General features: G+C 47.3%; 18 protein-coding genes. 11 read left to right on the top strand and 7 right to left on the bottom strand.

Annotated elements, in window-relative coordinates:
• Positions 1-73: 73 nt before the first annotated feature.
• From KD145_RS26875 to KD145_RS26890, 4 genes are all read left to right on the top strand, one after another.
• Positions 74-520 carry a hypothetical protein gene (locus KD145_RS26875; protein WP_212002897.1) on the top strand — a complete coding sequence of 149 codons (447 nt, stop codon included), beginning with the start codon at positions 74-76 and terminating at the stop codon, positions 518-520.
• Positions 521-560: 40 nt separating this feature from the next.
• The gene (locus KD145_RS26880) at positions 561-1,937 is read left to right on the top strand and encodes a DUF5458 family protein (RefSeq protein WP_212002898.1); all 1,377 of its coding nucleotides are present in this window, start codon (positions 561-563) and stop codon (positions 1,935-1,937) included.
• A 237-nt stretch (positions 1,938-2,174) separates the two neighbouring features.
• Positions 2,175-3,005, top strand: coding sequence for a hypothetical protein (locus tag KD145_RS26885; protein ID WP_212002899.1), 831 nt, complete (start codon positions 2,175-2,177; stop codon positions 3,003-3,005).
• A gap of 6 nt (positions 3,006-3,011) precedes the next feature.
• Positions 3,012-4,136, top strand: a complete 1,125-nt coding sequence (locus tag KD145_RS26890; RefSeq protein ID WP_212002900.1) for a lytic transglycosylase domain-containing protein — start codon at positions 3,012-3,014, stop codon at positions 4,134-4,136.
• On the opposite strand, the gene KD145_RS26895 is transcribed toward KD145_RS26890, so the two are convergent.
• From KD145_RS26895 to KD145_RS26905, 3 genes are read right to left on the bottom strand one after another with little or no spacing between them, the layout of a single operon-like run.
• Complete coding sequence (locus KD145_RS26895) at positions 4,046-5,872, bottom strand: type VI secretion system baseplate subunit TssF (protein WP_212002901.1); 1,827 nt, start codon at positions 5,870-5,872, stop codon at positions 4,046-4,048. The two genes, KD145_RS26890 and KD145_RS26895, sit on opposite strands and share 91 nt — an antisense overlap.
• Positions 5,873-5,894: 22 nt before the next feature.
• Complete coding sequence (locus KD145_RS26900; RefSeq protein ID WP_212002902.1) at positions 5,895-6,326, bottom strand: GPW/gp25 family protein; 432 nt, start codon at positions 6,324-6,326, stop codon at positions 5,895-5,897.
• A gap of 9 nt (positions 6,327-6,335) precedes the next feature.
• Positions 6,336-7,415, bottom strand: a complete 1,080-nt coding sequence (locus tag KD145_RS26905) for a PKD domain-containing protein (RefSeq protein ID WP_212002903.1) — start codon at positions 7,413-7,415, stop codon at positions 6,336-6,338.
• A 201-nt stretch (positions 7,416-7,616) separates the two neighbouring features.
• On the opposite strand from KD145_RS26905, the gene KD145_RS26910 reads away from it, so the two are divergent.
• From KD145_RS26910 to tssD, 5 genes are all read left to right on the top strand, one after another.
• Positions 7,617-8,573 carry a hypothetical protein gene (locus tag KD145_RS26910; protein ID WP_212002904.1) on the top strand — a complete coding sequence of 319 codons (957 nt, stop codon included), beginning with the start codon at positions 7,617-7,619 and terminating at the stop codon, positions 8,571-8,573.
• A gap of 111 nt (positions 8,574-8,684) precedes the next feature.
• On the top strand, positions 8,685-9,539 hold the full coding sequence (locus KD145_RS26915) for a TssN family type VI secretion system protein (protein WP_113614714.1): 855 nt from the start codon (positions 8,685-8,687) through the stop codon (positions 9,537-9,539).
• Positions 9,540-9,549: 10 nt separating this feature from the next.
• Complete coding sequence (locus KD145_RS26920; RefSeq protein ID WP_212002905.1) at positions 9,550-10,725, top strand: hypothetical protein; 1,176 nt, start codon at positions 9,550-9,552, stop codon at positions 10,723-10,725.
• Between the two features lie 147 nt (positions 10,726-10,872).
• Complete coding sequence (tssO, locus tag KD145_RS26925) at positions 10,873-11,397, top strand: type VI secretion system TssO (RefSeq protein ID WP_212002906.1); 525 nt, start codon at positions 10,873-10,875, stop codon at positions 11,395-11,397.
• A gap of 168 nt (positions 11,398-11,565) precedes the next feature.
• Positions 11,566-11,952, top strand: a complete 387-nt coding sequence (gene tssD / locus KD145_RS26930) for a type VI secretion system tube protein TssD (RefSeq protein WP_212002907.1) — start codon at positions 11,566-11,568, stop codon at positions 11,950-11,952.
• 194 nt (positions 11,953-12,146) lie between these two features.
• On the opposite strand, the gene coaA is transcribed toward tssD, so the two are convergent.
• On the bottom strand, positions 12,147-13,109 hold the full coding sequence (gene coaA, locus KD145_RS26935; RefSeq protein ID WP_212002908.1) for a type I pantothenate kinase: 963 nt from the start codon (positions 13,107-13,109) through the stop codon (positions 12,147-12,149).
• A 97-nt stretch (positions 13,110-13,206) separates the two neighbouring features.
• Positions 13,207-14,562, bottom strand: a complete 1,356-nt coding sequence (locus KD145_RS26940; RefSeq protein WP_212002909.1) for an NAD-dependent succinate-semialdehyde dehydrogenase — start codon at positions 14,560-14,562, stop codon at positions 13,207-13,209.
• Positions 14,563-14,706: 144 nt separating this feature from the next.
• Here KD145_RS26940 and KD145_RS26945 point away from each other — a divergent pair, with 144 nt between their 5' ends.
• Positions 14,707-15,864, top strand: a complete 1,158-nt coding sequence (locus KD145_RS26945; RefSeq protein WP_212002910.1) for an MFS transporter — start codon at positions 14,707-14,709, stop codon at positions 15,862-15,864.
• Between the two features lie 75 nt (positions 15,865-15,939).
• Here KD145_RS26945 and pyk read toward each other — a convergent pair whose 3' ends face one another.
• Positions 15,940-17,427 carry a pyruvate kinase gene (gene pyk, locus KD145_RS26950; protein ID WP_212002911.1) on the bottom strand — a complete coding sequence of 496 codons (1,488 nt, stop codon included), beginning with the start codon at positions 17,425-17,427 and terminating at the stop codon, positions 15,940-15,942.
• A 12-nt stretch (positions 17,428-17,439) separates the two neighbouring features.
• The gene (gene pfkA, locus KD145_RS26955; RefSeq protein ID WP_212002912.1) at positions 17,440-18,420 is read right to left on the bottom strand and encodes a 6-phosphofructokinase; all 981 of its coding nucleotides are present in this window, start codon (positions 18,418-18,420) and stop codon (positions 17,440-17,442) included.
• Positions 18,421-18,557: 137 nt separating this feature from the next.
• Between pfkA and KD145_RS26960 the strand changes: the two genes are divergently transcribed.
• Positions 18,558-20,681 carry a prolyl oligopeptidase family protein gene (locus KD145_RS26960; RefSeq protein ID WP_249219582.1) on the top strand — a complete coding sequence of 708 codons (2,124 nt, stop codon included), beginning with the start codon at positions 18,558-18,560 and terminating at the stop codon, positions 20,679-20,681.
• The last annotated feature ends 79 nt before the right edge of the window (positions 20,682-20,760 follow it).

The following is a 20,760-nucleotide window of genomic DNA, read 5'->3' on the forward strand; positions in this document are numbered from 1 at the left end:
GGCTTTTGATAACCGGCTCCCCGGAACACAAAACCACCGCTACTAAATTTGGAAAATCTCAAAATGTTTTGTTATGAATGACAACTACGGAATTGGTGGCACAGAAGTCAAACTGGACGCCAATGAAGCCATTGCGGAAATATCGCATAACCGCACACTGTTTGCTGAAAAACTCACCCAGCAAGCACCTGTAAAGCCTGAAATCGTGGAAGGGCTTACTTCCGTGGAAGCCGTTTTTGAACACTTCAAGCCTAGTGTGAATGTCAGCTTCAATGATGCAGAAGGACGCCCGGTACCGGAAAAACTCCAGTTCCACCACCTCGGCGATTTCGGTGTAAAAGGCATCACTGAACAAAGCGCTTTCCTCAATGACCTGGCCACTGAGAAAGAGCAATACCTCAAAATCATGAAAAACCTGAAAACAAACAAAATCCTTAAATCAGCGCTCGCTGATCCGGATGCCAGACAGGCTATGCTGAGTGCTATACGCAGTATGCTCAAAGACCTGAATACAAAATAGTTAACAGTTCCCCCTATCCCGGAACATAATATCATTTCTTATGGCAGAATTACAGAAAAACGAGGAACTGCAAAACCAGCAAAGTGCCGGTCAACCTTCAGCACAAAAAGAAGCCAGCCTCTCCCAAAACGTGGAGGAACTGGCCAAATACGGCGGCTTTGATCTCCTCGAAGCAGCCATCGAAGGAGCACAGAACCTCAACCCCGAACGCAAAGCACGCCGTAATATCTTTCTCACGGAAGCAGGTAAAAAATCTGAAAGAGATAAACTCAAAAAAACACTTTCCCTCTGGGAAAAAGTACTCTCCGAAGCCACTGAACTCCCCGATATGGTGGAGTTCTGCAATAACCACGCTGCAGAATCAGAACAGGTGCTGAATAAAAACCTGGGCGAAGCCGTAGATAGCACCCGCGAACTGGAACAGGCCTACCGCAACGTAGCACTGTTTTTCAAAAATACCGAGTCTGACAAAGTGAAAAACATATCTTTCATCAACGTTGAACTCGACCAGCTGAAAGACCTCGATAACACCCGCTTTATTGACGCAGTACAGGCTGAACTGGTGAATAACTACGACAGACTTGACCTGCGCAGCAACTACAGCCTCCTCGTAGTACCCGGTTATCTGGGCTCCAACAAGGTGCTGGAAAAATGGGCCAAAATCGCACACGAAAACAAAGTGATGCTGGTGACCGACTTCGCTCACCTCGATGCTCCGGACGACGTAATGGAGATGTTTGAACTGGCCAACCTCACCGGTGGCGAAATACACCGCTCCAATGTGATCATGTCGTGCAACTGGCTCGTAGGCCGCGGTAAATTTGATGAAGTGGGAGAGGAAGACCACCTCTATGTGCCTCCTTCCGGCGCCCTCGCAGGTAAGATCTATAAAACACTCATGTCGCAGGTAACCGCCGGTAAAAAATTCGGCGGCATGAATGAAGTAGATGGCGTACGCTTTGAACTGAAGAAAAGCGAAATCGCCAGCCTCGAAAAAATGGGCCTGGTACCCATGGTAAAAGAATACGGAAAAGTAATGGCTTTCAGTGCCAAAACACTGTTCAACGGCGATAACCTCGGCCTGCAGACCTATTCCGTAGTAAGAGTGTTCGACTTCGTTACCAAAGTATTGATGGACTTCCTGAACCGTCGCGCATTTGAAAACTTCAACGCCAACACCCGTAAAGACCTCATGAAACAGATCATTCGTTTCCTCGATGGTATCACCGGGCCGGACAAACTGATTGAAGATTTTAACATACGCCGGTTTGAACAGGACCCTGTTCAGAAAGACCGTATCCACCTGGATATTCATCTGAAGCCTTACTTCCCCGCCAAAAACTTCCTCATCAAAATGGAAGGACAAAAAGGAGATGATGCTGCAGACTGGGATACTACCTATGAGCAGGATAAATAACGGGAAAATTACTCCCTGAAACGCTATCACCTGTCATCGTTGAAAAATGGTCTGGTTTTATAACTTCACTGACCTGCAACGCTGACTGGTGATGGCAATAAGCAATTTTATTCCGGTTGTTTTTCAGGTAGATGAACAGCCTGAGAGCCAACTAACATCGTTTAAGTATTTAAGACAATGAAATCGGTGCGCAGTATTTTATTTTGTTTGTTAATTGCAGGAACAGCCCCGGCAACAATGGCACAGTCGGTAGGGAAAGTCGATACTGTACTGACCAAAAAGGGCGCCTCTACCCTTATCACCAGCGGATCGGCTATCACCACATTCCAGATCGGCGATGGTAATAACCCTGACTATGACTACCGTATAGTAGATGGTAATATGGCGGTAATAAGGCCTAAAACGGCCTCTCCCAGGCCTACCAATCTGATCATCAGGGAAGGGGAGAATATTCATTACCTGATCCTCGCTTACCGCGAAAACGTGGATTTATCCAAGCTGAAGTACATGTTGTCAAAGAAGCCGAAAGAAACGGCAGTAGCCGCTGGTCCGGAACTTCGTCGTGGCGACAAGGATTCCGGTAAACAGTCCACTGGCCTCAAACTTCCGGAAGAAGACGGCAGCGCGCCGCTCATCAGCGTGGATACGGTCACTGTCAGCGTGATTGCAGAAGATTTCCGCAGAGACAGTAAAGTGAATCATCAGTATGAAGTGAAGGTGGAAGGTGTCAGCATTGGCTACGCCAAAGCCATGACCCTCAGCGATCTCAATTACTTCTGCTTCCATATCAAAAACAAAAACAAGGAGCCTTACGAATACGTAAAAGCGACGCTGCTGCACAAGGAAAAGAAAGATTCCTCTATGTTGCATACCATGCCGCTGCTGTATAAAAAAGGCCCTGGTACCATTGATGCACATGGAGAAGTGCAGGAAGTATTTGTAGTGCCTTCCAGAACGTTTAAAAAGGATGATGAGATCATTATTGTGCTGGAACCGGTAGAAAATAAACCACAACTGGTATTGTATGTACCTGCCAGCACGCTGCCCAAGTACATGTTGACGAAATAACAAAGCATGAAACGCTGCTATCTTACAGTGTTGCTCGTTTGTTGTTTGCTGTGCACAGGAATGGCGCAGCAGATAGATTTTTGTGGAGAAGTGGTACCCATGGAAAGGGATTTTGTGTCTTTCCGCCTGATGGATGTTATCAAAAGAAACCTCCGCTACCAGGGCTACCTGCCGGCATTGCGCTCCAAGGCAGAAATGTTTTTTCCCGTCATAGAACCTATCCTGCAGCAGTATGGAGTGCCGCTGGATTTCAAATACCTGCCTATCGTGGAGAGCGGACTTACCAACGCCACCTCCCCGGTAGGCGCCCAGGGCGTATGGCAGATCATGCCCGGTACTGCCGCTGAGCTGGGGTTGACAGTCAGTGCAGGCTATGATGAAAGAAACCATCTGATCAAAGCTACCCATGCGGCTTGTAGGTTGATACGGACATTGCACGATCAGTTAAACTCATGGACCCTGGCCGCCGCGGCGTATAATGCAGGCGCCGGTAATATCTCCAAAAATATCCGCCGTCAGGGCAGCAGCGACTATTATCAACTGCTGCTGAACAACGAAACGGCCCAGTATATCTACAAAATCATCGCTATTAAACAACTGTTCGAAAGCCCTGAGTTATATATGCCGGGCTTCGGATATAACGTGTTTGCCAAATCCGGCAGCACAGGTTCTGTATTTGCCAGGCCGCAAACACCGCTATCCGGCAATGTCAAAGATTTTAATACCATCCGTATCAATGTGGGTGGAAAAGCGCTGCCACGGAAAACAACAGCTGTTTATGCTGCCCGCCTGCAAAACAATGCCGGATTCAAAGACGGTGAGCTGGTCAGCATCCGCATGCTTGATAATATGCAGGCCAACGGTGTGTATGTTGGGCGTGATGCCAATCTGTCGGGCAAAGGATGGATTGTCAGCAACCGGGTATATGTTGATCTGGGCTTTGGCAATGCCGTTGTGTTATGCGCTGCCGATGGCAAAAAAGGAGTACCGCTCGATCTGTTGAAGACCGGCGGTGAAGTGAAGTTGCAGAGCTCAGAAGCTCACATCAGTACTTCATTGATGAATATACGAAACGGGAATGTGTTGGCAGACTTCTCTTCCAGCTGGAGCAATAACTCTTCTTTCAGATAATTCAGGTTGGCAGCGGGATAGCTGGCCACCGGCTGTACCAGTGTAAGCCGTATGTCAATCGTTCTTACATAACCCGCATTACCGCCAGGTTGCAGGCTGACGCCTTTTGCTACGGTGGCACTCTTCATTTCCTTTCCGAAAATGGTGCGGCATAATGCCTTCATATCTTCCGGTGTCACAATCCTGTTGTGCGAAAGCAGGTGTGAACGATAGAGGTTTATTTTCTCGTCGATGTTTAAGCGGTCTTTACCCCCTTGTGTATTGGTAAGCAGGGTAATGCTGCCGGGTTTGGTTTGTATACTGCCGTATTCCAGCAGTTTGCTGCCCATACGGATATTGTTGGCGGCAGTACCATTGGTGGAATAAAATTCTATGAAGATGTAGGCCGCATTTTCTTTGGGCTTCACCATTACATAGGGAATGTTTCCTTTGTTGGAGCCGGGCTGCAGTTGTTCTTCCAGTGAAGCGATGAGCTGATGCAGTTCCCGCATGCGATTAGTGACGTAGTCATTTTTTACTTCTTCGAAGAGAGAGCTTTCATCCCTTACCACTTCCATCAGATAGGCGATCACTTCCTTGGCTTCGCGGGTATCGAAGCGGCCGATGCCACTGCTGCGCACCACCAGTTCACCTTCCTGCATCTGGCCTGCAGTAGAGAAGTTGCGCACATAATAATCCGTTCCTTCCAGGTCGTAAACCCTTTTGATATCGAAGAAGATATCGGGTGTTTGCAGGGGAATGATATTGAGGTAGCGGTTGAGCTTAAGTGATTGTTCGTTGTTTTTTTTGTTGATGACCGGAAAGCAGTTGATGCTGCAATACAGGTCTTCCAGCAATGTATGGTGCAGGGCTTCGGGAAATTCTATCCGGATCCACTGCAGGTCTTTGGGAAGTTTGTCGGCTTCCTGGCCAAACAGGCGAGCCAGGGATGCAGGCATGTTGCCTGGCGTATGTATACGCGTGTCTGTTATAGTGAGGAAGTGCCTGCGAAACCGTTGCATTACATGCTGGCTATAACGGGCGTTGGTATCTACGGCTACTTCCACCATCCTTTCAATGTCTTCTTCTTCGGCGGGGCGGCTGTGGTGGTAGCCTGCTTTTACCGGCACTTCTGTATCGTTAATGAAAAAACGGGCCAGGGGCAGGTAATGGTAGAACATTTCCTGCTGATGGATATTACGAAGGTCAAAGAAAAAAGACATGCCTTCGTAGCTCATTTTAGCGTCTTCGAGGGATAGTCCTATCCAAAGGTCGTTAGCGGCTGTATCGGGCTGATAATGGCCTTGCAGCACCTGTTCCTTGAACCAGTTGTCACGGGTCTCGTACAGTTTATTGCCGATGGCAAGGTATTGTACAGATCCTTTGAACAAACGGTGGGCGGTAACAGGGGAGAAAAAGAGGTCCTGGGTATTGTGTCCGGCTTTGGTATGGTAATAAAACTGATGATCGGCCTGAATATCTGCAATTGCCTCGGTAGACATGGCGTGCAGGATGCCGAATGCAGGCTGGCTGCTGGTAATGGGTTCGGGCATCATGATCTGGGCCAGTCTCTCCACCAGCCGGGCATGTGATACGTCCACCTCGCCGGAGATCTTTTCCAGTTCACTGGCACAGGCTTCAAGCAATAGCTGTACGATGGGGTCAAAAGAGGTTTCCACTTCCGCGTCGGGGTATCCCCACAGACGTGCAGCGGTTTTCAGCATACGGTCTTTTATCCTTTCTTTTTTTTCTTTCATGTGATGCGGTTAAGAACAATTATCAATCATATGACAGTGGGCTGATATAGAAATAGCTGCTGTACTGGAAGGGGTTGTTGTTTTTGGCCAGGGTGCCGCTAACGGTTACCCGTATCTTTTTTTTCATTTTTTTCGATGCTGTTAGCGCCAGCTCTTCCTGGTTGACGGCCGCTACCACCCTGATCTGTCCCAGCCTTTTTTCGTATCGCTGCACGGAAGATTTAACAGCGTTTTCTATCTGCTCCTTGACTTCGTTGTTGGAGGCTTTGATATCAAAATCGCTGTCCCACCACTGGCAGCCATACTGGGGGTCGTCTTTGTTCTCCCCCAGTACGGTGGTGATGAGCAGATGAATATGTTGTGCTACGGATTCTTCCAGGGTAACAGCCGGCACGTCTTTTTTCTGCAGCAGCTGGGAGAAGTCCATGGGTAGCTTATAATATTTCCCTTTCATGCAGGTAGTTTAAAAAATACCCAATACTTTTTTGCGGTCATACATGATCCTGATTTCTTTCACGCATCCGTTCGCATCTTTGACCAGGTTCACCTTTTCTATCTTGAATTTTTTCTTGCCGTATATACGTGAACAGAAGTGGGTGAAATTATCTGTGTCTTTATCGTTCAGTAATACGCGGGCAGACAGATTGTCGCACAGGAACTTGGAGAAGTCGCCGGCGCTTTTCTGTTTGGAAGTTACCTGTGTGAGCATGTACAGGAACTCGTCATCAGAAACTGCGGGCACTCTTGGTTTTTCCGGCTCTTTGGGTTTCTCTTCTACTGGTGGCGGAGGAGGTGGGAAGCCGGGATCAGGCAGTTGTGTTTCTGCCTGTTTGGCTCTGGCAGGAAATACGGTAATATTTTTCATCACCATATGAGCAGTATCACCGTTCACAATGAGTGACAGGGTCCTTTCTCCGGGAGTGGCGAAAGTATAGGAGACAGATGAACCGTTATGTGCGGAGGCGTTGTCCTGCAGCAGGCGCCAGGTCCAGGAGCGGGCGCCGGGTGTTTTGTTGGTGAAGGTAACAGGCCTGCCTGCAAATACTTCGCCGGGGCCGTCGATAACAGGGAAGATATCGGGGCCTGCGTTTACCGGTGTGGCGGCTGCGCCCATTACGATGATCACTTCCTTGTTCCAGCTGCATTTTCCGGAGGTGAGGGTGATCATGTAACTACCTGCCTTACTAAAAGAGTGGTATACCTGGGCACCTGTTTGCCGGGCGGAGGAATCACCAAATTCCCAGGTGAAACTGGTCCTTTTTTTATCGCTGTTTTCAGCGTTAAAGGTGATGACTTCGCCTACCGTATAGGCTTTACCGGTGCTATGTTGTTTGTTGCTGAGTACAATGTCGGTGGTGGTGCAGTCTTCACGGCCGTCAAGCTGGAAGGCAAGCAGGATGATGCTGATCAGGAAAAGACCGAGAAAGGTCCACAGTACCATGGGGTCTACATGGCTGGCAATTTTTCCAAAGGGTCTGAATGAATTTACTTTACGTTCGTTTTCGGGTTTACGAGGGGCCATCGGTTTTTCTGGTTTTTGCAATTTTAATATTTTTTTGGATAACTTGCCCTTGTTGGCAGCGGAGAGTTTTTCTTTTTACAAAATTTAAGTCACATATAAATGCAAAATCCTATTTTTGGGGCAAGTGTTAGCCCGGATAACCATAGGAATAGCTGAGATTAGATAGTTATGCTAACAGATTGAAGACCAAACCCGAAAGACCTGAATAAAAATATTAACCTCATGGTAAACAACGCCCAGAAGGCTGCGGTACTGGAAGACGTTATCACACATGTCACAGACTTCCCTTACGATGTAAGGGCGGAAGTGGTTGTGGGTGAGCTGCTGGATAACCAGGTACGCAGAGAGGAAGTGGTGGTGCATTTACAGAATGTGTTTACCCGTTCGTTTAACAAAGATATTCTTCATGTAAAACTGGATGACAGTCAGCCATATCAGCCCTATATTCTTTTCTCATTATCACGGGATGGCCTATATGACAGATTGCCGGAAGGGCTTTTTCATGAATTTTCCGAACAACATAAGATACGCGGCACTGCGGATATGGTAGTCCGTTATAAACGGCAACAGCAGCAGGAGCAACAGGCGAGGCGTTTTTTTCAGCCGCTGGAAAATGAATTCTTTCTGCAGCGGGTATTTCTGGAGCAGCGGGAGAAACACCTGTTGTTTGATGTATTTGGGAAGGATGCCGACCAGTTGTTCAGCCAGTTCTGGGACCTTCCGGAAGGGTTGCCCGGTGCTGCTGCCAACAGGCTGGTGAAACTGCTGCCCTATATGCACCGTATAGCCGGCAACTACCGTATGATAAAGCTTTGTCTTCAGCTGGTGCTGGAGCAGGTGGTGGATATCCGGGAGGATCATACGCCACAGGCTGTACGAACCGAGGAGAGTGTCCCGCTGGGCGAATGGTGCCTGGGGGTGGATAGTATGGCCGGAAACGTTTTTTATACGGATATGCCCCGGGTAACGGTAACGATAGGGCCGCTGCAACGGCAACGTATATATGATTACCTGCCCTGGCAGCCATATGGGCGCCTGTTGGAAACATGTTATGGATACCTGTTTGCGGCAGATGTTGATATTGAAACCGTTCTGGTGCCGCAGGCCGGGGAAAAGGAAGTAGTCCTGTCTGACCAGCATGCGGAAGAAGGTATTATGGGATATAATTTTTTCCTGTGAGCGCTTTTTTTGTACCGATGTGGAATTATTTTTGTTAACATTGTTAACGCGTAAAAAACGCTATATGTTAAGAACCCTAAAAAAAGAAAAACCTGACATACCGGAAGAGCTATGAGATACACCGCAAAATTCTATTTAATGCTGGCCGGCGTTATGGCCATAGGATCTATCATAGTGGCTTTGCTCAGCAGATATATTAAAAATTTCAGTCTCTTTAAAAAGAAGGCACTGTGGTATTTAGTAATTATGACGCTGATATTTGCCGTGATTAGTTCCATCCCTTTCCTGTTTACCCACAAAAACCTGATGAACCAATACCTGTTTTATGAAGTATGGTTTCTGGGGCTGGGGGTAGTACACTGTCACTTTATGTATACCCGTTTCTGGGCCAATGAAACCACCCTGGGGTCTGAACTGGCTTTTATTGTGGCTATCTGGCTGTTTGGTGGTGTTGGGTTTGTACTGGTCAACCGGTTGCTGGACAAAGATACTTTTCTGTTTTATCCCATGCTTACCAGCATGTTCTCTTTCGTGTTGCCCACCTTTGTATATAAGACCTTTGAGAAAATGATGGCCATCCCGGTGAAAGTGCACAAGTGGTGGCAATATCCCATGTATAAGGAGGTGCCTGATGTCAATGAAGACGAAATGCGCGATCTGATCGTAATAGGGCTTGAAATGGAAAAAGGGCATGGTGACCGTAACCGGACCTATTTCAGGGCCCGTACGCCTATTAAAATGGACCTGGGTGACCTGTTTTATCATTTCATCAATGACTATAATGACCGTTACCCCAATACACCCATTGATTTTGTGGATACTAACGGGCAAGCCTATGGGTGGGTGTTCCATCTCAAGCCCAGATGGTTCGGCGCTGCTAAAACACTGGATCCGGCAAAGGCAGTATTTATGAACGGGATCAAAGAAAACAGTGTGATCATCTGCAACAGAATTATGTTATCCTAAACGAATTATTATGGCAGAGCCATTAAAACATTTTCCCGTTAACTGGGTAGACGGGATGAAGATAAAGAAGCAGCATTTTATTGATACGGAAAATGCGTTGCTGGACCAGATCAGAGATGCGCTTGCCTGCAGCATGAATGCATTGAACTATGGCCTGTTGCCTCCCAAGGCAGAAAATAAGGAGTCCCTGCGTTGCTGGTTTGTGACTGATAACCAGCAGCAGTGGCGCGTGAAGCTGACAGAATGCCGCGCCGTGACACCTGGCGGCGCCCGCATCGAAATACCGGAGCATACGGTGCATTCCCTGCGTTATGCTACCACTTTCCCGGAAGCTACCTATGCATGGGACCCCGAACATACTGAAAGCACTTATTATGTACTGATACAGGTAAATCCGTTTAACAGACAACCCAGCGGAGAGCCGCTGCTGGAGGAAGATCCGCCACGGCTGCCATATGCTACGCCGGAATACAGTCTTTATGTACTTCCTGCCTCGCAGTTGCCACAAGGACAGCTGGGCAGCTATCAGGCCGTACTAGGCAAGATAACGGTGACGGACGGACGCCCGCAGATGGATGATGATTATATCCCTCCCTGCAGCATTGCCAGTGCGCATCCTGCCCTGGTAGACCTGTTTTACGAACTGGATCAGTTCCTCGGACAGATGGAGCTTTACGGTGTACATATCGTACAGAAAATCTATGGACGTAATCAGAACAATGACCTGGCACTGGTAGTATTGTATATCACTGAAAAAATGGTGCAGTTTCTCAGTACCCGCATCACCCAGTTCAGATGGCTGGCGCTGAATCAGCCGCCGGCACAGATGCTGGAGATCATCGCAGGACTGGCACGTACCATGAAAAATGCAATCGACCTGCGCGCCGGCGCCGGCAAGGAAGAACTGCTGAATTATTTATCAGAGTGGTGTGAACTGCGTCAGGGAGAACTGGAAACACTGATGGTTAATTGTGCCAATATCCGTTATAAACATCTGGATGTGAGGGAGTGCCTGCAACCCATGATACCTTTTGTACGGGCGGTAAACAAGCTGTTTGAAAGCCTGAGCAGACTGGACTACATCGGCCGCAAGCAGGACAGCAACATCTTCGTGAAAGAAGAGTCGGCAGAAGATTCAGAATACCTGCGCAAGCATAAAACCAAACGCTGGTTTTTTACAGACTGATTATTATGACTGCTGGCTTTCAGCAAACCGCTTCAGGTGTTTATAATAATTGGGTAGTTATTGGTTTCACTAAAAAGCAATGCTGAAGGTCAGCAGTTATCATCTTATTTAATTTAAAACAGCTCACAGCTAAAAGCTCAGATTCGTATGCAAGTATTAAACAAGCAGGAGAGAACCGTTTCCTTTTTGTGGTTCCTGTTATTTTTTATTACAACGGTGGCACTGTTTGTATTGGCCATCTTTTTCAACTACCAGGTGCCATCCAGGGAAAATGCCTCCTTGCGTAAGGAGTTGAGTACTTTCCGCGAGGAGCAGGCGTTTCAGGCAGAGTTCCTGCAGAAACTGGACAAGGTGAAACATAACCTGGACTCTATCAACCTCCCTAACCAGAACGCTAATTACATGGACCAGGTAATTGCCGCCTCTCTGGCAGATATGCGCAATTCCATCCCGAAAGATGTGGTAACACATTATGCACTGTATGATAATGTCGTACAGGCGTGCCTGTCATTACAACAAGCCAAACAACAACTGCGCGAGCTGCAGAATGCCCAGCAAAATATTGCCGGATTAAAAGAGCAGGTCATGGACCTCACCGGCAAGCTGGAAAGCAAGAGCAGAGACCTTGATAACTGCAGACAGATGCTGCTGCTGAATAGCCGCGCCCACTAACATAAACGCCTACTTTAATTTATTGCATTTTATAATTTGTGTGTTAAGTCTCAAAAAAGTGGTTAGGATTCTTTACAGTATTGGAAAATAACCTTATATTTGAAGCTCATACTTTTTCCTTTTTAATAGGTATTTTTCTTTATTGTAACCTTAAAAATTAACCCGAACATGTCTTTCAAATCAATCTTTACAGTAAATGGAGAGAACTACAATGTTCAACATGTCTCCTACGATCTCAACCAGGAAACTGACGCTACTGGCCGCCCTTCTGCCATCACCCGCGGTGGACGTATCAGAATGACAGTAGAATCTACTGGTAAAACAGATCTCTTTGAATGGATGGTAAACAATTTCGAAAGAAAAGACGGTACCATCACCTTCTACAAAAGAGATACTGATTCCAAGTTAAAAACCCTGGAATTTAAGGAAGGTTACCTGGTAAAGTTTGAAGAGTCTTTCGACTACGAAAACAAAAACCCCATGGTAATCACCTTTACCATTTCTGCCCGTGAAATTAGCATGGGCAATGCTAAACATGTTAATGAGTGGGTATAATCGTAGCCGCTGATTAATATGATTTTGCTGATGCTCCTAATCACGGAGATATAAGCGAATTATTAAAAACAAAAGACCCATTGATTAAATATCAATGGGTCTTTTGTTTTAGTTTTTATACACTGATAATTGCTTTAATCTTCTATTCAAATCTCCGCTCATCAGGATTATCACCATCATCACAAAAATCACCGTTATGTTTTGCGCAGTTTCACTGACTGCACAAAATGATGATGTCCTTTTTCCAGTATCAGGCTGGCACGGTATCTGGTGGGTGCGATGTTTTGTTCAAGGTTAGGTTTGTTGATATCTTCCCATATCTGGGTGGCCAGTTCCACGGTAGCTGCATCGGAGAGGTGTGCATAGCGGTGGAAGAAAGATTCCGGGTTTTGGAAAGCGGTAGCCCGCAGGGATTCGAAGCGGGAGATATACCATTTGCGGATATCTTTTTCGGCGGCATCTACATAGATGGAGAAATCAAAAAAATCAGATACGAAAACGGCAGGATCTTTTTGTTGTTGCTGCTGTGGTTTTACCTGCAATACGTTTACACCTTCTACAATCACGATATCGGGTTGTTCTATCCATTGCAACTGGCCGGGCAGCACATCATATTCCAGGTGGGAATAGAGTGGGGCGGCTACTCTTTCCTTACCTGATTTTACATCGGCGAGGAAATGGATAAGTCTTTTGATATCATAGCTTTCCGGAAAGCCTTTTCTATTCATCAGGCTATTGGCATCCAGTGTTTTGTTGGGATAGAGGAAACCGTCGGTGGTGACGAGGTCTACGCGTGGATGGTCGGGCCATGCCTGGAGCAGGCGTTGTAACACGCGTGCGGTGGTACTTTTACCTACGGCTACGCTGCCGGCGATACCGATGATATAAGGTACTTTCAGGGCCTGACTACCGAGGAAGTTGGTGGTGGCTTTATGCAGCTGTTGAGATGATTTCACATACAGGTTGAGCAGATGTGCCAGTGGCAGATATATCTGTGTGATTTCTTCCTGAGTGAGTGGTTCGTTCATGCCATGCAGTTGTTCCAGATCGTAATAATCCTGAAGCTGCAACAGTGCGCCGCTGCTGGTTTCTGCCCATTCTTTACGGGAGAAGGTGATATAGGGAGTATATCGTTCTCTTTTAAGGGACGTGGTCATTTTACAGATTTAGAAATTGAGGGATTCCGCGATTTTCGGATGTTTGGATTTATTTGAACATTTTCCCGATCTCAACATCCGAAAAAGTGGCTGAATCTTATTGTTGTATATAAACGGTTTTGATATTCAGAAATTCGTGTGTGCCTTCCAGTGATAATTCCCTGCCGTATCCGGATTGTTTTACGCCACCAAAGGGCAGGCGGGCATCGGAGCGCACCATAGCGTTGATAAAGACGTTGCCGCTCTCGATCCGTGTGGCGAGGCGGGCGGCCTTGTCGAGGTCGCTGGTCCAGAGAGAGGAACCTAAACCGAAGTCGGTTTCGTTGGCTAGTGCGATGGCTTCCTCTTCGTTGGCAGCTTCTATAATAACGGCCAGCGGGCCAAAAGTTTCTTCCTTGAAAGCAGTCATGTCGTTGGTGACCCCGGTGAGCAGGGTGGGCGCGAAGTTACATCCTTCATAGGTACCACCCAACTCCAGTCTGGCACCCTGGCTGATAGATTCCTGCAGTTGTCTGGCGAGGTCTTCTGCCAGGTCGGTACGTGCCATCGGGCCCATGGAGGTGGTGTCCTGCATGGGGTCTCCCTGTTGCATGTTTTCGAGCAGGCGGCGTACTTCCGCGGTGAAGGCGGGTACTATTTCTTTTTCCACGATCCAGCGTTTGGCTGCAATACAGGACTGGCCGGCATTCTGCATACGGCCTTGTACGGCGGTTTTGGCCGCGGCTTCCAGGTCGGCATCCTTTAATACTATGAAAGGATCGCTGCCCCCCAGCTCCAGTACTGTTTTTTTCAGGTATTTGCCTGCCAGTGCGCCCACACTTTTACCGGCGGGTGTGCTGCCGGTGAGGGTTACCCCCTGGATGCGCGGATCAGCCACAATCGGTTCCAGGTCTTTGGAAGGTACCAGTAAGGACTGGAAAGTGCCTTCCGGGAATCCGGACTCCATAAAGACCTGTTCAATGGCCAGTGAACAACCGCTTACGTTGCTCGCATGTTTCAGCAGGCCGGCATTACCGGCGAGAATGTTGGGGATCGCAAAGCGGAATACCTGCCAGTAGGGAAAGTTCCATGGCATGATGGCCAGAATGATGCCTTTAGGCTCATAGCTGACATAACTTTTATAAGCATCCGACTGTATAGGCCGGGGCTCCAGCATTTCAGTGATATGTTCTGCGAAATATTCTGCGGAGGAGGCACATTTAAGTACTTCAGCCTTCGCTTCCTTGAGGGTTTTCCCCATCTCCTGCGTGATCAGGGTGGCATGGGCCGTCGCATTTTTTCTGAGGGAAGAAGCTACCTGCATCATCCACTGACGGCGCTGTTCCAGCGGCGTCTCCAGCAACTGACGATAGGCTCTTTCTCCTCTCAGTAATTTCTGTTCTATTTCCGCCTGGGTATGTGGTGTATACTCAGCAATGGTTTCCTGTGTGAAAGGATTGATACTTGTAAACATAGCAGTAACCTTTTAGCCCTATAAGCAGTAAAATAATCACAAATTTAGCCATTTCAGGTCAAACGCTCTCGCCCGTCCATCATAAGGAAATCGGTAATGCCAGGTTCCTTTGTGTATCTTTGCCACTCCAAAAGAATCGGTTATATGGCTTTAAGCAGATGGAATATTATGGTTATGGCCCTGTGTACAGGGCTTATCGTTGCGAATATTTATTACAGCCAGCCTTTGCTGGTATTGATGAGTGAAGAATTTGGTGTCTCGGAAAGCAATGCCGGACAAGTAACGTTTTTTACGCAGGTAGGCTATGCGCTGGGACTGCTGTTTTGTGTGCCACTGGGCGACAAGCTGGAGCGTAAGGGACAGATCATTGCCATGACATTCACGGCCGTGCTGGCTTTAACAGCTGCGGGTTTCTCCCATAACATTACCATGCTCAAAATCACCGGATTGCTGATTGGTTTTACCTCAGTAGTGCCGCAATTGATTTTGCCGCTGGCGGCTAATCTTTCGGACGCTGCCAACAGAGGCAAGGTTATAGGAACTATTATGAGTGGTTTGCTGGTAGGGATTCTGCTGTCCAGAACGCTCAGCGGCGTAGTGGGGCATCATCTGGGCTGGAGAGCCATGTTCTGGATTGCAGCGGGTATCAGTTTGTTGCTGGTAGTGATTATGTTGTTCTCTTTCCCTAAAAGCCAGCCTAAGTTCGGAGGTAGTTATGGTGATCTGATGAAATCGCTGGTAACGCTGATCCGTGAGCAGCCCATGCTGCGGGAAGCATCTGCTATCAACGCCTGTTGTTTTGCGATGTTTGGTATGTTCTGGACGACGGTGGTATTTCTGCTTTCAGACAAGCCTTTCGGATATACCAGTGAACAGATCGGTCTGATGGGACTGGCAGCGGCTGCCGGAGCATTGGGAGCCCCGCTGATCGGCCGTATTGCCGACAAAAAGAATCCCCGGATCGCGATCGGCTACGGGATTATCTTTCTGCTGGCCGGTTATGGGATGTTTTATTTCTTCCAGACAAACATCATCGGAATCATCATTGGCATCATCGCGATAGACCTCGGATTGCAGGGTATACATGTATCCAATCAGACCCGTATTTACGCATTGTTGCCGGAAGCCCGTAACCGCCTCAATACCGTATTTATGACGGCTAGTTTTATCGGTACTTCACTGGGGTCGGGGATTGGCCTGTGGGTGTGGTCGGTAGGTAAATGGAACGGAGTATGTGTGGCGGGTACTACACTGATTCTGATAGCGCTGGTGATATACCTGGCTACTTACAAAAGAAAATAGTGCGATTGTTTATACAAATAAAACGGGAGTAGTTGATCACTACTCCCGTTTTATTTATTGAAATCGTTGTGAATACTATTCTACTCTGGTAATCTTGAGTATGTTGGTAGGCAGGTGCAGTTTTACAGGCGTGCTACCAGTGTTTACGCATACATCTCCAACTTTGATAAAGCCTCTTTCTTTCAGGATATTGATCTGATCAAATACGATATCGTCAAGGCTTTCTTCTTCTTCGTAGTAGAAGGCGCGTACACCCCAGCTGAGGCTCAGCTGGTTTACCAGTGTTCTTTCTTTGGTAAATACGTAGAGCGGAGAACGAGGACGGTAGCTGCTCAGCATAAAGCCGGTGTAGCCGCTTTGGGTCATACCGATGAGGGCGTCAGCGTCCAGGTCTTCAGCGATTTTACAAGCGTTGTAGCAGAGTGCGTCGCTGAGGAAGGTAGGAGAGTGGCGATGAGGGATCAGGTTACGGTTGTAGATGATCGCTTCTTTTTCCACTTCCTGAATGATTTTATTCATTGTCTGGATCACCAGTTCCGGGAATTGTCCGGTGGCGGTTTCACCGCTGAGCATTACTGCATCGGAGCCTTCCAGTACAGCGTTGGCTACGTCGGTGATTTCGCTACGGTTAGGACGGGTACGATCCATCATACTTTCCATCATCTGTGTAGCCACGATAACGGGTTTCGCACGGTGGATACATTTGCGGATGATATCTTTCTGGATCATCGGGATCTGTTCTACCGGCAGTTCCACACCGAGGTCACCACGGGCGATCATTACGCCATCACTTTCCCAGATGATTTCTTTCAGGTTCTGGATGGCTTCCGGTTTTTCGATCTTGGAGATCACTTTTATTTTAGAGTTCCGTGCTTCCAGGCGTTTGCGCAGGTCGCTCAGGTCTTTTACGCTTCTAACGAAAGACAGGGCTACCCAGTCCAGTTCCTGGTCTATGATGAATTCCAGATCCTGAATATCCTTTTCGGTCAGGGCAGGCAGGGATACTTTGGTATCGGGCAGGTTAAAGCCTTTTTTGGAAGACAGTACGCCTGGCAGTGATACTTCAGCTTTGATTTCGCCGGAAGGCGTGATTTCTTTTACTACGGTTTCAATTTTACCATCGTCCAGCAGAATTTTCTGTCCTGGTTTGAGATCTTTATACAGATCAGGGTAGGAAACGTAGATTTTTTCTTTGGTGCCTACTACTTTTTCGTTGATAAAGGTGAGGATATCACCTTTTACCAGCGGGAGGGCGTTATTTTCAATTTCGCCAACGCGGAGTTTGGGTCCTTGCAGATCTCCGAGGATGGCTACGTTGTAAGGTTCGGTTTTGTTGATCTGACGGATGTATTCGATGATCCGCAGTTTATCCTCGTGCGAGCCGTGAGAGAAGTTGAGGCGGAACACGTTCACGCCCGCTTTCACTAATGCCAGCAGTTGTTCATAGGTATCACTGGCAGGGCCTACAGTGGCAACGATTTTTGTTTTGCGGGAAGAGTGTGCTCTACCGGCAGCATTGTCCATCTGCTTGTGATAGTATTTCGAAAGATCCTTTGTACTCATAAGTCTTATTTTTTAACTCGCAAGAATTTTAACAATCTTAAACCATTCGGGGTCAATTTCCTGTTTGGCTTTAACAGCTTTGTCCAGGGGGGTATAATGGATCTTGTCGTTTACGATCCCGATCATGACATTGTGAATGCCTTCGAGGAGGGCGTCTACAGCGGCATAGCCCATACGGCTGGCCAGGATACGGTCTGTACAGGTGGGGGAGCCACCTCTTTGGATATGTCCGAGGATACATACTCTGGTATCCAGTTGCGGACAGGATTCTTTAATGCGGCGTGCTACTTCATTGGCGCCTCCGGTGTCGTCACCTTCGGCTACTACGATCAGATTTACCAGTTTTTTGCGGCGTTCGTTGGCCTGCAGCTCTTCAATGATGTCGTTTAATTCGGTTTTACGTTCGGGCATCATAATATGCTCGGCACCGGTGGCAATACCACTGTGTAAAGCGATGTAACCGGCATCACGGCCCATTACCTCGATTACAAACAGCCGGTCATGCGCATCTGCAGTATCCCTGATTTTGTCAATGGCTTCGATTGCAGTGTTAACTGCGGTGTCAAATCCAATTGTGAAATCAGTACCTGCAATGTCCTTATCAATAGTACCAGGCAAGCCTATACAGGGAATATCAAATTCCTGGCTGAATTTCTGCGCTCCATTAAACGAACCATCTCCCCCTATCACTATCAATCCGTCAATGTTGTGCTTTTTCAGATTCTCATAAGCCTTTTTTCGCCCTTCATATTCATAGAACTCTTTGCACCGGGCGGTCTTTAAGATGGTGCCCCCTCGTTGAATGATGTTGGCAACTGATTTGGATTCCATCGGGAAGATTTCATTCTTCAGAATTCCCCTATATCCATACATGACGCCGAACACATTCAGCTGATGATAAATGCCCGTTCTTACAACGGCGCGAACTGCTGCGTTCATGCCCGGAGCATCTCCGCCTGATGTAAGGACTGCAATGTTGTTCAATTTTTTCATATAAATTGCTAAAAAAATATCTTAAAGGCGCACAAAAATAACATTTTGCAATTGTTTTCTAACAGTTATCTGATGAAATAACCTAAATATTTAATTTTAATCAAACAAAGTAGCGAATTTTTTTAAAAAATATAGGCATGTTGAAAAAGACTAATAAGAGTTGGTTGATATTAGGCATGAGTTTAATGACTATGGAAGGAATAGCACAACAAATGAAGCCGCAATATCCCATTGCTAAAAAAGTGGACACAGTAGACGATTATCACGGTACCCGGATCCCAGACCCTTACCGCTGGCTCGAAGATGATCACAGCGCAGAAACAAAAGCCTGGGTGGATGCAGAAAACAAAGTGACCCAGGATTATCTCGCTACCATCCCTTTCCGCGCAGAAATTAAAAAAAGACTGGAAGAACTATGGAACTATCCAAAGACCGGTGCTCCCGTAAAACACGGCCATTATTATTACTTCTTTAAAAATGATGGCCTGCAGAACCAGGCTGTGCTTTATCGTTCTGCTACACCCGGCGGTACTCCGGAAGTATTTATCGATCCTAACAAATTATCTGCCGCAGGCACTACCGCCCTGGGCAACCTCTCCTTCTCCAAAGACGGGAAATATGCGGCCTACCTGATCGCCAAAGCAGGCTCCGACTGGCAGGAAGCTTATGTGATGGACGTTGCCACCCGCCAACTGCTGTCCGACAAACTGGAATGGATCAAGTTCAGCGGACTTTCCTGGAGAGGCAATGGCTTTTACTACAGCCGCTATGATAAACCGGATGAACAAGGTAAACTCTCTAAAAAGAATGAGTTCCAGAAAGTATACTATCATAAAATAGGTGCTCCACAAGACCAGGATGAACTGGTATATGTGGATAAAGATCATCCGCTCCGTTCTGCCGGCGTGAGTGTAACTGAAGATGAACGTTTCCTTATCCTCTCCACCTCAGAAGGTACTTCCGGCAAAGAGCTGTGGTATCGTGATCTGCAGAACCCTGCACAGACTTCCTTTTCTCTGCTGGTTAAAGGATTTGAGCACGAACCTACTGTTATTGACAACGATGGCGGAAATCTGCTGGTGAGTACCAATCATCAGGCTCCCAACTATAAAATTGTACTGATCGATCCGGCTCATCCGGCGGAAGAAAACTGGAAAACAATTGTGCCTGAAAAGAAAGAGGCATTGCAAAACGTTGGTAATGCCGGTGGAAAATTATTTGTGTCTTACCTGAAGGATGCCTCCACCCGTGTATTTCAATACGACTACAAAGGCAAGCTGGAACAGGATATCAAGCTGCCCGGTATAGGTACTGCCACTGGTTTTGATGGGAAGAAGGAAGATCAGGAACTGTTTTATACCTATACTTCCTATGTAACACCTCCCACAATATATAAGTATGATATCAAACAGGGAAAATCCACGCTTTATAATAAAGCAGAGGTGAAATTCAACCCGGATGATTATGAAACAAAACAGGTGTTTTTCACCAGTAAAGATGGTACCAAAGTGCCGATGTTCCTGTCATCCAAAAAGGGACTGAAAAACAATGGTAACAATCCTGTGCTGATCTATGGTTATGGTGGTTTTAATATTCCGCAGACACCTGGCTTCAGCGTGTCTAATCTCTATTTTATGGAGCAGGGTGGTACCTATGCTGTGGTTGCGCTTCGCGGAGGCAGTGAATATGGAGAAGCCTGGCACCAGGCCGGTATGAAAGAGAAAAAACAAAATGTATTTGATGACTTCATTGGTGCTGCTGAATACCTGGTAAAAACCAAATACACCAATCCTTCCAAAATAGCGATCCGTGGCGGTTCCAACGGAGGCCTGCTGGTAGGTGCCTGTATGACACAGCGTCCGGACCTCTTTAAAGTGGCTTTGCCTGCAGTTGGGGTGATGGACATGCTGCGTTTCCAGAAGTTCACCATTGGCTGGGCATGGGCTACAGAATATGGCAGCAGTGATCATACAGAAGATTTTAAATATCTGATAAAATATTCTCCACTGCATAATCTGAAGGCTGGTGTTTCTTATCCGGCAACGATGGTGACCACTGCAGACCATGATGACCGTGTAGTGCCGGCACACTCCTTTAAGTTTGCAGCCACACTGCAGGCCAGTCATGCAGGACCCAATCCTGTGCTGATACGCGTTGAAACGCAGGCAGGACATGGCGCAGGTAAACCTACCTCCAAGCTGATTGATGAGGCCACCGATATCTGGGCCTTCACCATGTATAACTTAGGGATGAAGAAATAGCGCATCTTTTTCGCTGATCAGGGGCTGATGGAAAGCACAGGACAATAATGCCGGTGCTTTCTGTCAGCCCCTGACTGTT

Origin of the sequence: Chitinophaga sp. HK235 (assembly GCF_018255755.1) — a bacterium.
Classification (GTDB): Bacteria; Bacteroidota; Bacteroidia; order Chitinophagales; family Chitinophagaceae; genus Chitinophaga.

Coding starts and splice junctions, on each gene's coding strand:
- KD145_RS26960 (WP_249219582.1), top strand. CDS start 18,558: ATGTTGAAAAAGACTAATAAGAGTTGGTTGATATTAGGCATGAGTTTA.
- pyk (WP_212002911.1), bottom strand. CDS start 17,427: ATGAGTACAAAGGATCTTTCGAAATACTATCACAAGCAGATGGACAAT.
- KD145_RS26875 (WP_212002897.1), top strand. CDS start 74: ATGAATGACAACTACGGAATTGGTGGCACAGAAGTCAAACTGGACGCC.
- KD145_RS26915 (WP_113614714.1), top strand. CDS start 8,685: ATGAGATACACCGCAAAATTCTATTTAATGCTGGCCGGCGTTATGGCC.
- tssO (WP_212002906.1), top strand. CDS start 10,873: ATGCAAGTATTAAACAAGCAGGAGAGAACCGTTTCCTTTTTGTGGTTC.
- KD145_RS26900 (WP_212002902.1), bottom strand. CDS start 6,326: ATGAAAGGGAAATATTATAAGCTACCCATGGACTTCTCCCAGCTGCTG.
- KD145_RS26945 (WP_212002910.1), top strand. CDS start 14,707: ATGGCTTTAAGCAGATGGAATATTATGGTTATGGCCCTGTGTACAGGG.
- KD145_RS26920 (WP_212002905.1), top strand. CDS start 9,550: ATGGCAGAGCCATTAAAACATTTTCCCGTTAACTGGGTAGACGGGATG.
- KD145_RS26890 (WP_212002900.1), top strand. CDS start 3,012: ATGAAACGCTGCTATCTTACAGTGTTGCTCGTTTGTTGTTTGCTGTGC.
- KD145_RS26885 (WP_212002899.1), top strand. CDS start 2,175: ATGGCACAGTCGGTAGGGAAAGTCGATACTGTACTGACCAAAAAGGGC.
- pfkA (WP_212002912.1), bottom strand. CDS start 18,420: ATGAAAAAATTGAACAACATTGCAGTCCTTACATCAGGCGGAGATGCT.
- tssD (WP_212002907.1), top strand. CDS start 11,566: ATGTCTTTCAAATCAATCTTTACAGTAAATGGAGAGAACTACAATGTT.
- KD145_RS26940 (WP_212002909.1), bottom strand. CDS start 14,562: ATGTTTACAAGTATCAATCCTTTCACACAGGAAACCATTGCTGAGTAT.
- KD145_RS26880 (WP_212002898.1), top strand. CDS start 561: ATGGCAGAATTACAGAAAAACGAGGAACTGCAAAACCAGCAAAGTGCC.
- KD145_RS26910 (WP_212002904.1), top strand. CDS start 7,617: ATGGTAAACAACGCCCAGAAGGCTGCGGTACTGGAAGACGTTATCACA.
- KD145_RS26895 (WP_212002901.1), bottom strand. CDS start 5,872: ATGAAAGAAAAAAAAGAAAGGATAAAAGACCGTATGCTGAAAACCGCT.
- coaA (WP_212002908.1), bottom strand. CDS start 13,109: ATGACCACGTCCCTTAAAAGAGAACGATATACTCCCTATATCACCTTC.